Source organism: Massilia sp. 9I (assembly GCF_902506415.1).
In the GTDB taxonomy this organism is placed as follows: domain Bacteria; phylum Pseudomonadota; class Gammaproteobacteria; order Burkholderiales; family Burkholderiaceae_D; genus Telluria.
Window position 1 is genome coordinate 2,486,328 of the sequence record NZ_LR733275.1, and the last position, 13,794, is coordinate 2,500,121.

Genomic DNA, 13,794 nt, shown 5'->3' on the forward strand with positions numbered 1-13,794 from the left:
TCACACGGTCTGCGAGTGGCGCTGACCCTCCTGGCGCGCGGCCAGGTAGCGGTCGAACACCATGCACACGTTGCGGATCAGGAGGCGTCCCTTCATGGTGACGCTGAGCCAGTCCGGACCGACCTGCACCAGGCCGTCCGCTTCCATCTGGCGCAGCTGCACCAGCTCGTCGGCGAAGTAATCCCTGAACACGATCGGGAAGGCCTGCTCCAGCGCCGGGATCGACACCTCGAACTGGCACATCAGCTTCTGGATCAGGCTGCGGCGCAGCGCGTCGTCCATGCCGAGGCGAATGCCGCGCGCCACCGGCAGCTCGTTCTGATCGAGCAGGTCGTAATACTCGTCGAGCGTCTTGACGTTCTGGCTATAGGTCGCACCGACCGCGCCGATGGCCGACACGCCGCAGGCCACCAGGTCGGTGTCGGCATGGGTCGAATAGCCCTGGAAGTTGCGGTGCAGGCGGCCCTGGCGCTGTGCCACGGCGAGGTCGTCGCCCGGCTTGGCGAAATGGTCCATCCCGATGTAGACGTAGCCTGCCGCGCCCAGGCGCTCGATGCACAGCTGGAGCATCTGCAGCTTGGTGTCGCTCGAGGGCATCTCGGCTTCCACGATGCGGCGCTGCGGCTTGAACAGCTGCGGCATGTGGGCGTAGTGGTAGACGGCGATCCGGTCGGGATTGGCGGCGATCACCTTGTCGATGGTCTGGCGCATGCTGTCCAGGGTCTGCTTCGGCAGGCCGTAGATCAGGTCGATGCTCACCGAGCGAAAACCCGCGGCGCGGGCGGCGTCGATCACGGCGCGCGTTTCTTCCTCGGGCTGGACCCGGTTGACGGCGCGCTGCACGGCGGGATCGAAGTCCTGCACGCCCAGGCTGATGCGGTTGAAGCCCTGGCGGCGCAGGGTATGCACACGCTCGGCCGAGACGGTGCGCGGGTCGACTTCGATCGAGTATTCGCCCTGCTCGTCCGGCGCGAAGCGGAAGCTCCGGCGCAGGTGCCCCATCAGCTCGTCCATCTGGGCGTCCGTGAGATAGGTCGGCGTGCCGCCGCCGAAGTGCAGCTGCTCGACCTCGTTCATGCCGGCGAACAGGGCCGCCTGCATGGCGATCTCGCGCTTCAGGTAGGACAGATAGGTGGCGGCCTTCTCGCGCTTTTTGGTGACGATCTTGTTGCAGGCGCAGTAGTAGCAGACCGTGTCACAGAACGGGATGTGCAGGTAGAGCGACAGCGGGCGGGCTGAGCCGCGGGTGCGCAGGCCGGCGACGGCGTGCAGGTAGTCGCGGTAGCCGAACTCGGCGCCGAAGCGGTCGGCGGTCGGGTAGGAAGTGTAGCGCGGGCCGTTCTTGCCCAGGCGTTTGAGCAGCCCGGCGTCGAAGTCGACCGTTGGATAGGCTGCCTCGGGAGCGCGCGAAATAGGGGTGATGGCGGTCGCGGGCTGGCCCGTGGCGGGAAACGCTGTTGCTTGCATGTCAAAGAACTCCTGCTGCTGCCGGTTTGCGGAAATGCAAATCGACTCGAATAGCAGGCAGTTTATTGATCAGCGTCTTGGAAATCCTTGACTTGCATCAAATACGGTTGAGTCTGTGCAGCACGGATGGCGGGCGCGATCCAGCCGCCCTGCGCCACCGGCACCTGCTTGCTGTCCAGGCGAGCATCGTAGTCGTGAAGGGGCGCGACATTCTGCCAGCGTAGCGTGCCGAAATCTCCGTGCGCCGCAAGGCCACAGCCTACCAGGTGGGTGCCGGGCAGCTGCGGCTGGCCGCACCTGGCGTGCGGTGCGTGCGCGCGAAGGCGCCCGGACATCCGGGCAGCAGCGCGAAGCGGTCCGGCCCGACGCAGGTATAGTCGGCCATGTCGAGGCGGTCGCTGCCCAGCTGCTGCATGCGCTGGGCGACGCCGCCGGCCGGGATATCGGCCACGCCCAGGCGGGCGGCGGCGTGACCGTCGAAGGCGAGCTGGCGCACCGTGCACATGCCGGTCATGAGCACCGCGTGCATGGCCGATTCGCGTGCCGGCGCACGCAGTCTAGGGACAGATTCCTCGATCGAGCCTGATCAATATCAAACCGTCAACGGCGGACCAGGGCGCGATCGTCGAGCTTGAACACCGACAGCGCCTGCACCAGCTGGCTGGCCTCGTCCGCCACGCTGGCAGAGGCGTTCGCCGATTCCTCGACCAGGGCGGCGTTTTCGCGGGTGATCTGGTCGAGCTGGGCCATGGCTGCGTTGACCTGCTCGATGCCGCTGCCCTGTTCGCGGCTGGCGCCCAGGATGCCGCCCATGATCGCGGTGGCCTGGCGCACCGCATCCACCACCTCGCGCATGGTCTGGCCGGCGTCGCCGACCAGCACATTGCCTTCGCCGACCTGGTGCACCGAGGCTTCGATCAGGGCCTTGATCTCCTTGGCCGCGGCGGCCGAGCGCTGCGCCAGGCTGCGCACCTCGCCCGCAACCACGGCGAAGCCGCGTCCCTGTTCGCCGGCCCTGGCCGCTTCGACCGCGGCGTTCAGGGCCAGGATATTGGTCTGGAAGGCGATCCCGTCGATCAGGCCGATGATGTCGACGATGCGGGTGGCCGAGGCGCTGATGCGTCCCATGGTGTCGCCCACGCGCCCCACGGCCTCGCCACCGCGTCCGGCCACGCCGGAGGCGGCCACCACCAGTGCGTCGGCGCGCACCGCGCTGTCGGTGTTGTGGCCGGCCGCGGCGGCGATCTGCGCCAGGCTGCTGGCGGTCTGCTCCAGGCTGGCCGCCTGGGATTCGGTGCGGCTGGCCAAGTCGCCATTGCCGGCAGCGATCTCGCGGGTGGCGTGCTCGATCGAGGCGACGTTGCGGCGCACGTCGCCGACAATGGCCTGCAGGTTGACGTTCAGCTGGCGCAGCGCCAGCTGCAGGCGGCCGATCTCGTCGTTGCGCCCGGCTTCGCAGGGATGCGACAGATCGCCCCCGGCCAGGGCGTAGACGGCGGCGGTTGCGGCGCGCAGCGGGCCGGCGATGCTGCGCTGCAGTTCGGCCCAGGCCGCCAGGGTGCCGATGACGCCGGCGCCCGCCAGCGTTTTCCACATGAGGCCGTCGGCGGCCAGGCCCAGTCCCGCGATCAGGAGCGCCTGGGCGCCCATCATGATGCCTAGGCGGCGCGACAGCGGCAGCGCGCGCAGTGCGGCCACGCGGGCGCGCCAGCCGAGCCGGACAGGGACACCGCGGCGGATCGCCAGCCCCTTTGCCTCGCCGGCGCGGAATTTGCGGTACAGCTCGCTCGCCGCCTTGACCTGTTCGCGGCTGGGCGCGGTGCGCACCGACATGTAGCCGGTTACGCGTCCGCCCTCCTTGACCGGCACCACGTTCGCCACCACCCAATAGAAGTCGCCGTTCTTGCGGCGGTTCTTGACCAGGCCGGTCCACGGTTCGCCGGCTTGCAGCGTAGTCCACAGGTCGGCAAAGGCCTCCGACGGCATGTCCGGGTGGCGCACGATGTTGTGGGCCTTGCCCAGCAGTTCGTCGGCGCTGAAGCCGCTCACTTCGATAAAACTCGAGTTGATATAGGTGATGCGGCCCTTGGTGTCGGTCTTCGAGACGATCGACTGGCCTTCTTTCATCAGGTATTCGATGCCGGTCACCGGCAGATTGCTACGCACGACGCTTCTCCTTGTTGCCCACGGGCAAAATTTCAGCGCACGATTCTAGCAATCCGTTTTCAAATTTTTTTGACCTGGATCAAATTTGGCCGAGTCCGCAGGCCATGCAAGCTACATAAGCGTTGATTTACGCCAAATGTTGCCATTGGTGTAAGCTGGCGCGATGGATAACATCACCCATTCGCTGGTCGGCCTGGCCCTTGGAGAACTGGTCGAGCGCGCCCTGCCCGCGCCTCTTGACCCGGCCCGGGGCCGCACCCGGCGCCGCGCCCTGCTGCTCACCGGCCTGCTGGCCAGTAATTTTCCCGACCTGGACCTGGTGCTGACGCCGCTGCTGCCGGCGCCGCTCGGCTACCTGATCCACCACCGCGGCCATACCCACACCCTGCTCTATGCGCTGCCCCAGGTGGCCCTGCTGCTGGCGCTGACCTGGCTGCTGTGGCCCGGCGCGCGCCGGCTGCTGCGCGAAGACCGCGGAGCACGCCGGGCGATCATCGGCACCGCCCTGCTCGGCATGGTGCTGCACCTGTCTTTCGACGCCCTGAACGTGTACGGGGTCCATCCCTTCGCGCCATTCGACGCGCGCTGGCTGTACGGCGACCTGGTGTTCATCGTGGAGCCGGTGTTCTGGACCGCGCTCGGCTTCGCGCTGGCGCCGCTCGCGCGCAGCCGAGCGCTGCGCTGGCTTGGTCTGGGCTTTTTTGCGGTGATGCCGGTGCTGTTCACCTGGCTCGGCTTCCTGCAGTGGGGCACACTCGCCGGCCTGGCCGCGGTGGCGCTGGCGGTGAGCGCGGCCGGGCGCCGGCTGGGCGCGCGTGCCGGCTTGGCGGCGGCCCTGCTGGCCTGCGCCGGCTTTGTCGGCATCCAGGCCGTGGCCGGCCACGTCGCCCGCGGCGAGATCCGGGCCGCGCTGGCCCAGGCCGCGCCCGGCAGCAGCGTGCTCGACATTCCCTTGTCTTCCTTCCCGGCCAATCCACTGTGCTGGTCCTTCGCCACCGTCAGTACCGGCCCGGCCGCGGACAGCTACAGCGTGCGCATTGGCGTGCTCAGCCTGGCGCCCGGCCTGACGCCGGTCTCGAGCTGCCCGGCCCGCTTCGGCGGCGAGCCCGGCAACCCGGCAAGGGCGCTGGCATGGAAATATGCCGAAACCCGCAGCCTGGCGGCTTTGCGAGAGCTGCAGCGCAGCAACTGCAGTGTCGATGCTTGGCTGCGCTTTGCGCGCGTGCCGTCATTGTCAGACGGCGTGGCCACTGACCTGCGCTTCGGCGCACCCGGCCAGCCGAACTTCTCGACCCTGCCGTATGCGGCGCGCGCGCTCGCGCCCTGCCCGGCGCCGCTGGCGGCCTGGGGCTATCCACGCGCCGACCTGCTGGGCTGGAAATAGCCGCCCACAAGCGCTAGGGTACGCGCCGCGCCGGTGGCCGCATCGGCTTGCCGCAGCCGGCGATGACGCGTTCGAAGAAGTCCACCAGCGCCGGCACGTGCAGGTCGAAGCAGAACCCGTCGCGCACCTGCCACACCCGTTCGCGCAGCGCCGCCATGTGCTCGACGTCGTGCAGCTGCTGCGCGAGGCCGTCGATGCTGTCGAAGAACAGCCCGATGCCGAGGCGCCGCGCCAGCGCCTGCGCCGCCACGATGGCGCCACGGTTATCGAACTGGATCATCGGCAGCCCCGCCGCGGCCAGGGTCGCGACGCGCGCCGGCAGGTTCAGGTCGTCCCAGTCGGCGCGCCGGATGTCGCCGCCATTGCCGCTTCTGAACACGTGCAGCCAGCCGGCGTCGTACTGGGAGAATTCCTGCACCCAGCGGTCCGGATCGACGTTGGGGTGCAGGTGCAGGTGCTCGGGCGCGAGGATGCGCACCTTGTCTATCCATTCGCGCCATTGTCCCTGCGTGAAGTCGCCATAGAAATGCAGGTGAATGCCATGGCGCGCCAGTTCGGCCACCATGGGCGGATGCAGCCCGATCGGGCGTCCCGGCACCACCGTGTGCACCTGCCCGGTGGCGGCGGACAGCAGCGGCGCGCGCTCGCGCAGGAACCAGGCGCGGCGCGGCAGGTCGCCATCGAGCACGTGTTCCAGCCGAGTGGCCGGCATGCCCGGCAGCGCCGTCGCGAACCAGTCGCGCGCTTCCCGACTGCTATAGATGCAGCCGTCGGCCAGCCGCACCAGCTCGGCCAGTTGCGGCCAGCTGCCCTTCTCGATGCAGATGAAGGGGCCTTCCTTGAAATGCCAGACGAAGGGGATGTCCGGGGCCTGGGTCATCACCTCATGCGCGAAGGGCACCGCTTGCCAGTTGAGCTGGGCATAGATCAGGTCGGGCTCGATACGGGCCAGCGCTGCGCGCCAGCCCTGGCGCGGCAGGTCTTCGACGTGCCCGAAGGGCAGCGGGCCGACCGTGTTGAACCAGGCCGGGGTGGGCGTCCACAGCCCGTACAGCCGGTGCCCCGCGGCTTCCAGCGCCAGCACGCGGTCGGCGTTGTAGGCCAGCTCGCCGGCCAGCACGATCTTCAGTCCGCGCCCTGCATCCCGGGCCGCGGCCGGGATGGTGGCACCCGCATACAGCCGCTCCTCGTCGATCGCGTTGCCGGTGGTGGTGTGGAAGCGCAGCGGCCCGCTCACCCGGTAGTGCTGGCGGAAAGGGTTGATGCCGCCGGCGGGCTCGCGCATGCGCTTGTGGCGCTGGGCCGGATGGTCGACCCACTCGCAACTGACCACGCCCGTTTCAACGAAGGCGCCGCGCTCGCGCAGCGCGCCCCAGAACAGCCGTTCGAGGTCGTCGCTTTCGAGTTCCGCGCGCTCGCGCCAGCGCAGGTCGACGCGCCGGTGCAGGCACTGGACCAGTTGCAGGCACTCGCCCGGGATGAGGCCGGACGCGCTGCGATTGTAGTGGTAGCGCACGCCGGCGTAGGCCAGCACCGCGCTTGGGTGCCGGTCGAGGCAGTCGACCAGCCGCGCCAGGTGCCCGGCGAACCACAAGTCGTCGCTCGGCAGGTAGGCCACCAGTTCGCCGCGCGCCGCATCCAGTCCGGCATTGATGGCGCGGCCCAGGCCGCCATTGCTGTCGAAGCGCAGGTAGCGCACGCGCGGATCGACCAGCCAGGGCGCCAGCACGGCGGCGCTGCCGTCGCGCGAGCCGTCGTCGACGATGACGAGTTCCCAATCGCCATAGTCCTGCGTGCGCAGGCTGTCGAGGGCGCGCCCGATGAAGGCGGCCTGCTCGAAGGTGGGCATCACCACGCTGACGCGCGGCGCCGGGGGAGACTGGCTGGACATGATGGCGGCGCTCTGGTACTCGATGCGGCCAGCTTAAAAGCTGGCGCCGCCGCGGGTTTGCGGCAGCTCATGAGTGCGTGGGCGTATGATGCCGTGACCAAGCAAACGAACTCGAGGAGAGCACGCATGACGACCGAACTGACGATACTCGGCTGGACCCTGGTGCTGGCGCTGGTGCAGATCCTGCTGCCGGCCATGTTCCGCAACCAGGAAACCGGCATCGCCTACAACATGAGCGCGCGCGACGGCGCAGCACCGCCGCCGCGTCCGGTGACTGCGCGCCTGCAGCGGGCGCAAGCCAATCTGTTCGAGACCCTGCCGCTGTTCGCCGCCGGCGTGCTGGTCGCCCACGTGGCCGGGCGCGACGGCGCGCTGACGCTGTGGGGCGCCTGGCTGTACCTGGGCGCGCGCATCGTCTACCTGCCGCTGTATGCGGCCGGGATCCCGGTGGTGCGCAGCCTCGTATGGACGGTCTCGCTGGTGGGGCTGGGGCTGGTGCTGGCGGCGATCCTGCTGCCCTGAGCGCGCGAGCGGCAGGCGGCGGCGCAGGCTATACTCGCGACATGGAATCCGACCTGCCCCTCCCCGACACCGCCTGCTACTGCTCGTCGCTGCGCCAGGCCTCGCGCTATGTCACCTCCTTCTATGACCAGATGCTGTCCGGCTCCGGCCTGCGCGTGACCCAGTTCGCGATCCTGAGCCGCCTGAAGCCGCGCGCCGCCACCGTCACCCAGCTGGCGCAGAGCATGGTGATGGACCGCACCACGCTGGCGCGCAACCTGCAGCCGCTGGTGCGCGAGCAGCTGGTCCAGGTCCGTCCCAGCGAGCAGGACCGGCGCGAGCGCGTGATCGAGCTCACGGACGCCGGCAGCGCCAAGGTCGAAGCCATCCTCCCGGCCTGGCGCCGCGCCCAGGCCGCATTCGACCAGCAGTTCGGCGCCGAACGCGGAGCCCAGCTGCTGGCCACGATGCGCGCAGTGGTCGCCAGCGGCCTGCACGACGCCGGCGACGCGTCGTGACCCCGCACGGGCACGGCACAGCGCGCACGCTTGTGTTTTTCAGTAGAATCGGCGGTTTCGCCCTGCCTGGACCGCCGTGCCCCCGACCCAACCCATGCTAGCCTTCCTGTCGAACGGTGGCGCCACCGGCGCCCGCATCCACGCACACGACTGGAATTCGCATCCGCTCGGGCCGATCGCCGATTGGCCTGCCGCTCTGCGCACGGCGCTCGGTGTAATCCTCGGTTCCTCCTTCCCCACCTTCCTGGCCTGGGGCCCGCGTCTCGAGCTGTTCTTCAACGACGCCTACGTGCCCCTGCTCGGCAACAAGGCGGCGGATGCACTCGGGCGGCCGCTGGCCGAGGTCTGGGACGAGGTCTGGGAATCGGTCGGTCCATATGCCCTGCGCGTGCTGCAGGGCGAGTCCTTCTTCTTCGAGAACTACGCTACCACGCTGGAACGCCACGGCTACCGCGAGCAGGCCTGGTTTACCTTCTCCTACAGCCCGGTGCGCGACGACACCGGCGTGGTGTGCGGGGTGCTGTGCACCGTGATGGAGGTGAGCGACAAGCTGCGGGCCCTGGCGCAACACAAGGAAGCCGAGGAACGGCTCGCCCTGTCGCTGGAAGCCTCCGGCAACATCGGCACCTGGTCGTACGACCTCGACACCGCCGCCACCTATGTGGACGAGCGCTTCGCCCGCCTGTTCCAGGTCGATGCCGCGCTGGCGCGCGAAGGCACCGAGCTGGTGCGCTTCACCGACATGATCCATCCCGACGACCGTTCCGCCGTGCTCGAGGCGATCGACCACGCAATCCTCACCGAGACCCTGTACGACATCGAATACCGGATCCCGCAGCGCTCCGGCGTGGACGTCTGGGTCAACGCGCGCGGCAAGGTATTCGCCAATCCGGACACGGGCGGCCGCCGTTTCGCCGGCATCGCGGTCGACATCACCGAGCGCAAGCGCGCCGAACAGGCCCGCATCGACAGCGAACGCCGCGCCGACGAAAGCGCGCGCCGCCTCGACGTGCTGCTCGACGCCGCGCCGGTCGGCATCGTCTACGCCGACACGGCCGGCCAGCTGCAGCTGGCGAACGCCGCCAACCGCCGTATCTGGGGCGCGCACCCGATGCCCTCCGAGGTCGACGAGTACGCCGAGTGGAAAGGCTGGTGGCCGGCCGGCACCGAGCGCGAAGGAGAGCGCTTGCTGGCGCACGAATGGCCGCTCGCGCGTGTACTGGGCGGCCAGGAGCAGGCGAGCGGCGTGTTCGAGATCGAGCCCTTCGACGCGCCGGGGACCCGGCGTACGATCCTGGTGCGCGCCGCCGCCATCCGCGACGGCGACGGCGGGATGGTAGGCGCGGTGGCGGCCAACATGGACATCACCGCCCAGGTGGAAGCCGAACGGGCGATGCAGGAAAGCGAGATCAAGTTCCGACTGATTGCCGACGCCATCCCGCAGCTGGTATGGTCTGCCAATGCCGGCGGCATCAACGACTACCTGAACGCGCGCTGGACCGAGTTCACCGGCATCGACATCGAGAAAATAGGCGGCAACGGCTGGGTCGACATCGTCCATCCCGACGACCTGCAGGCGCTGTTCGCAGCCTGGCGCGCGAGCCTGGATACCGGCGCGCCCTACGAGATCGAGCACCGGCTTGTCCACCACAGCGGCGAATACCGCTGGATGCTGAACCGCGCGCTCCCGTCGCACGACGCCCTTGGGCGCGCCACGCGGTGGATGGGCACCCTGACCGACATCCACGACAAGAAGGCCGGCGAGGACGAACTGCGCGAGCAGGCGCGCCGCAAGGACGAGTTCCTGGCCATGCTGGCGCACGAGCTGCGCAATCCGCTGGCGCCGATCAGCAACGCGGCCCAGCTGCTGGCCATGGCCACGCACGACCCGCAGCGGGTGCGCCAGTCGAGCGAAGTGATCATCCGCCAGGTCCGCCACATGACTTCCCTTGTGGACGACCTGCTGGACGTTTCGCGCGTCACGCGCGGGCTGGTGGAGCTGGAGCGCGAGCGGGTCGACATCAAGTCGGTGGTGGCCAGCGCGGTGGAACAGGCGCGCCCGCTGATCGAAGCGCGCGGCCACGTGCTTGACCAGCACATGGCGCCCGGACGCTGCTGGGTGCACGGCGACCGCATCCGGCTGGTGCAGGTGCTGGTCAACCTGCTCAACAACGCGGCCAAGTACACCGCCCAGGGCGGCACCATTGCGCTGTCGGTCGAGACGGGTGACGAGGGCGTGACGATCGCCGTGCGCGACAACGGCATCGGCATCGACCGCGGCATGCTGCCGCACGTGTTCGAACTGTTCACCCAGGCCGAACGCACGCCCGACCGTTCGCAGGGCGGCCTCGGACTGGGCCTGGCGCTGGTCCAGAGCCTGGTGCAGCTGCACGGCGGCCGGGCCGCCGCCCACAGCGAGGGGCTGGGCATGGGCAGCACCTTCACGGTCACGCTGCCGGTGCTCGACGTCGATGCGCCCGACGGCGCCGCGACGGGAGACACGCTGGCGGCGGCGCCTGGCGCCGCACGGGCCAGCCGCCGCATGCTGGTGGTCGACGACAACGTCGACGCCGCCCTGTCGCTGGCCGAGGTGCTGCGCTCGCTCGGGCACGAGGTCGCCACCGCCCACGACGCCCGCTCCGGGCTGGCGCAGGCGCAGGCGGCGCCGCCCGAGGTCTTCATCCTCGACATCGGCCTGCCCGACATGGATGGCTATGCGCTGGCGCGCCGGCTGCGTGAGGACGGCGCGAGCGCCGGCGCCACCCTGATCGCCCTCACCGGCTATGGCCAAGCCCACGATCGGGTGCTGGCCCGCAGCGCCGGCTTCGACCACCACTTCGTCAAGCCGGTCGACCTGGCCGCCCTGGTGGGGGTCATCGAACGCGCGCCGGCGCCGCGACCAGGCGCATGAACGACGTCCGCACTTCGTCGTACGTGTACGGGCTGGACCTGGTCCGCTTCCTGTGCACCCTGATGGTATGCGTGTTCCACCTGAGCTGGCATAACGCGGCGATGGTCACAAGCATGCCCTTCGGCTGGATCGGGGTCCAGGTGTTCTTCGTGATTTCCGGCGTTGTCATCGCCAATTCCGCGGCGCAGGCGAAGCCGCTGCACTTCCTCAAAAGCCGCTTCCTGCGCCTGTACCCGGCAGCCTGGCTGGCGGCGCTGGTCAACTTCGGGCTGCTCCTGGCCCTGCCCCTCGGCGTGTTCGGCGCGGCCGGCGTCTGGGTCGATCCGACGCCGCGGGCGCTGTGGTTCTCCCTGGTTTTGGCCGGCACCACCTTCCTGACCAGCGCCTACTGGACCCTGCCGATCGAACTGGCCTTCTATGGCCTGATCCTGCTGGCCGTGATCGGCGGCGGCGTGCGGCGCTTCGCGCTGGTCGCGCGCCTGCTGGTGCTGGCCAGCGCGCCGTATTGCGTGCTGCTGTTCTGCTCCCGCATCGTCGGCTTCGAGCTGGGCTGGTTCGAGTTCGGCTACGGTCCGAAGAACATGTTCCTGCTGCGCCACGGGGTGTATTTCGCGATCGGCATGTATTTCTGGCTGCTGAACAGCCAGGGCCGGCTCGCCGGCGCCGACCGCGCGCTGCTGGCGCTGGCCTTCACCGGCGCCGGGCTGGAGATGTTCGCGCGCGCCTCGCAGATCGTCGGCAGCTACGCGCCCGGACCGCAGGGGCCGCTCGGCCTGGGCTTCCTGGTGAGCGGCGCGATGGCGATCTTCGCCGTGCTCGCCGGCGTCATTTTCCTCTCACTGCGGCATGCGCGCGCGTGGGTACCGCCGGCCGGCGTCGCACGCTGGGTGCGCATCCTCGGGCTGGTCACCTACCCCTACTACCTGATCCACGAAATCCTCGGCGCCGCGGTGCTGCACGCGGCCGGGGTGCAGGGCCTGGGACCAGGGGCGAGCCTGCTGGCCGCCATGGTGCTCATCGGCCTGGTCGCCTTCCTGATCGCGCGCTACGGCGAACCGGCCCTGCGCCGCGCCATCGACCGGGCGCTCGCCCGGAAGCGTCCGGACGCCGCCGGCGCGAAGCAGGCCTAGGCGCTACATGCACCAGGCATTGCCGCCGGCGGCGCGAGGCACTATGCTGGCGCTTCCGCCGGCTCGTCCGGCCCTACCTGGGATCTCCGTGCCGATTCACCGCACCCTCGCTTCGCTGCTTGCCGCCACCCTGTTCGCCGCGCTGCCCGCCCAGGCAGCGCTTCCTGCCTGCACCGCCCTCGACGCCGTACCGGACGCCGTCAGCAAGGCTCCTTTGCTGGTGCTGGGCGACGTCCACGGCACCCGTGAAGTACCGGCCTTCGTCGCCGCCTACCTGTGCGCCGCCGCCCGGCAGCAGCGCCCCGTCACGCTGGCGCTCGAACTGCCATCGAAGGAGCAGGAAGCGTTGGATGCCTTCCTGGCGAGCCAGGGCACGCCGCAAGACCTCGCACGCCTCACCGCCGGCGCCATGTGGACGCGCGAGCGGCAGGACGGCCGCACCAGCATCGACATGCTGCGCATGATCGGGCAGGTGCGCGCCCTGCGCGCGGGCGGCGCCGACATCCGCCTGGTGGCGATCGACGCCGAGACGGCGCCGGCGCGGCGCGACGCCGCCATGGCCGAACGCCTGCGCGCCGAACTGCGCCAGGGAGCGGGCCGCCAACTGGTGGTCCTGGTCGGCGCCCTGCATGCGGTGCGCACCCGGGGCAACCGCTTCAACCCACACTACGAGTCGACGGTCTACCTGCTGGCTGACCAGCGCCCGCTCAGCCTCACCGTGGGGACGGCCGGCGGCAGCGCCTGGGTGTGCCGCGGCGGCGCGCCGGCCTCCTGCGGCGCCACTGCCTGGGACATCAATCGCGTCGATCCGGCGCCGGCCGCTGCCTTCTCGCTGGCCCCGCCCTCGCCGCAGTTCGACGGCGTGTTCTACGTCGGCGCCACCACTGCCTCGCCGCCGGCGCTGGCTGGAGAGTAAGCCCATGTACGGATTACTGATCTTCGTGGCCTCGTGGCTGATGCTCGCGACCTTCATGGCGCGCGCCGCCGGCGTCGGCATCCCGGCCGTGCGCCAGGCGCCGGCGCGGTTCCCGGCAGTCATCGCCCTGCTGGCCGGGGCCATCCTCATTAACCTTGCGGCGATGACGCTGACCTTCTCGCTGGCCTCGCTGCAGCCGGTGCACCCGTTCGTGCTGCTGCTTGCCCAGTTCCTCGGCAGCGCCGCGCTGGCCGTTGTCGCCGGCCAGGCATGCAGCAAACGTTACTTCGCGCGCGCTCAGCCCTGGTATGGCATTGCGGCGGCTGCCATTTTCCTGGCGGCCGCCTTCGTCCCGGTTGCATGGTTCGTTCTCGGGAACGCGCTCGAACGGCTGTTCGGGGTCCACTGGATCTATTGAGGGAAGCCGGCCGCCCCGCTCACGCCTGGGGCGCCGTCCAGACCAGGTTCCACAGGTGGCCGTCGAGGTCCTCGAAACCCTGGTCGTACATGAAGCCGTGGTCTTCGGGCGGGTGCGGGATGCGCGCGCCGGCGGCGGTCGCCTTCGCGATCAGGCTGTCCACTTCCTCGCGGCTCTCGCAGCTCAGGCAGATGATGGCCTCGTTGGCTTCTTTCGCCTGCACCACCGGCTTGCCGGTGAGCGAGCGGAAAAAGTCCTCGGTCATCAGCATCACATGGATGCTGCCCTCGACGACGTCCATGAAGGCGGCCTGCTCGTTGCTGTATTGCGGATTGCTGCGAAAGCCCAGCGCGCTGAAGAAGGCTTTGGATTTCTCCAGGTCCTTGACGGCCAGGTTGAAGATGATCTGCTTGTTCATGAAGTCCTCATGTCGGAAGGGGGTGGATTGACAGGTGCTGCATCCCCACGACGAACGCGGCCCCGTGAATTCGA

12 protein-coding genes are annotated in these 13,794 nt (G+C 69.5%); 7 read left to right on the forward strand and 5 right to left on the reverse strand.

The window, feature by feature from the left end; translation table 11 throughout:
* The 3 genes from hemN to GV068_RS11180 all read right to left on the reverse strand — a co-directional run bounded on the left by hemN (position 1) and on the right by GV068_RS11180 (position 3,633).
* Positions 1–1,467, reverse strand: coding sequence for an oxygen-independent coproporphyrinogen III oxidase (gene hemN / locus GV068_RS11170; protein ID WP_159697398.1), 1,467 nt, complete (start codon positions 1,465–1,467; stop codon positions 1–3).
* A gap of 259 nt (positions 1,468–1,726) precedes the next feature.
* Complete coding sequence (locus tag GV068_RS11175) at positions 1,727–1,996, reverse strand: hypothetical protein (RefSeq protein WP_159697400.1); 270 nt, start codon at positions 1,994–1,996, stop codon at positions 1,727–1,729.
* Between the two features lie 71 nt (positions 1,997–2,067).
* Positions 2,068–3,633: a PAS domain-containing methyl-accepting chemotaxis protein gene (locus GV068_RS11180; RefSeq protein WP_159697402.1), complete on the reverse strand. Its 1,566-nt coding sequence runs from the start codon at positions 3,631–3,633 to the stop codon at positions 2,068–2,070.
* A 163-nt stretch (positions 3,634–3,796) separates the two neighbouring features.
* Between GV068_RS11180 and GV068_RS11185 the strand changes: the two genes are divergently transcribed.
* Positions 3,797–5,017 (forward strand): metal-dependent hydrolase, encoded by a 1,221-nt coding sequence (locus GV068_RS11185; protein WP_159697404.1) that lies wholly within the window; start codon positions 3,797–3,799, stop codon positions 5,015–5,017.
* Between the two features lie 13 nt (positions 5,018–5,030).
* Here GV068_RS11185 and GV068_RS11190 read toward each other — a convergent pair whose 3' ends face one another.
* Positions 5,031–6,908 carry a glycosyltransferase gene (locus GV068_RS11190; protein WP_159697406.1) on the reverse strand — a complete coding sequence of 626 codons (1,878 nt, stop codon included), beginning with the start codon at positions 6,906–6,908 and terminating at the stop codon, positions 5,031–5,033.
* Between the two features lie 126 nt (positions 6,909–7,034).
* Between GV068_RS11190 and GV068_RS11195 the strand changes: the two genes are divergently transcribed.
* From GV068_RS11195 to GV068_RS11220, 6 genes are all read left to right on the forward strand, one after another.
* On the forward strand, positions 7,035–7,430 hold the full coding sequence (locus tag GV068_RS11195; RefSeq protein ID WP_159697408.1) for an MAPEG family protein: 396 nt from the start codon (positions 7,035–7,037) through the stop codon (positions 7,428–7,430).
* Between the two features lie 41 nt (positions 7,431–7,471).
* Positions 7,472–7,927, forward strand: a complete 456-nt coding sequence (locus tag GV068_RS11200; protein WP_159697410.1) for a MarR family winged helix-turn-helix transcriptional regulator — start codon at positions 7,472–7,474, stop codon at positions 7,925–7,927.
* Positions 7,928–8,021: 94 nt separating this feature from the next.
* Positions 8,022–10,838: a PAS domain S-box protein gene (locus GV068_RS11205; RefSeq protein WP_159697412.1), complete on the forward strand. Its 2,817-nt coding sequence runs from the start codon at positions 8,022–8,024 to the stop codon at positions 10,836–10,838.
* Positions 10,835–11,968: an acyltransferase gene (locus GV068_RS11210; RefSeq protein WP_159697414.1), complete on the forward strand. Its 1,134-nt coding sequence runs from the start codon at positions 10,835–10,837 to the stop codon at positions 11,966–11,968. The genes GV068_RS11205 and GV068_RS11210 overlap by 4 nt, the downstream gene beginning before the upstream one ends.
* An 88-nt stretch (positions 11,969–12,056) precedes the next feature.
* Entirely contained in the window at positions 12,057–12,884 is an 828-nt protein-coding gene (locus tag GV068_RS11215; RefSeq protein WP_159697416.1) for a hypothetical protein, read from the forward strand.
* A gap of 4 nt (positions 12,885–12,888) precedes the next feature.
* The gene (locus GV068_RS11220) at positions 12,889–13,302 is read left to right on the forward strand and encodes a hypothetical protein (protein WP_159697418.1); all 414 of its coding nucleotides are present in this window, start codon (positions 12,889–12,891) and stop codon (positions 13,300–13,302) included.
* A gap of 19 nt (positions 13,303–13,321) precedes the next feature.
* On the opposite strand, the gene GV068_RS11225 is transcribed toward GV068_RS11220, so the two are convergent.
* Entirely contained in the window at positions 13,322–13,720 is a 399-nt protein-coding gene (locus tag GV068_RS11225; protein ID WP_159697420.1) for a VOC family protein, read from the reverse strand.
* Positions 13,721–13,794: the final 74 nt, after the last annotated feature.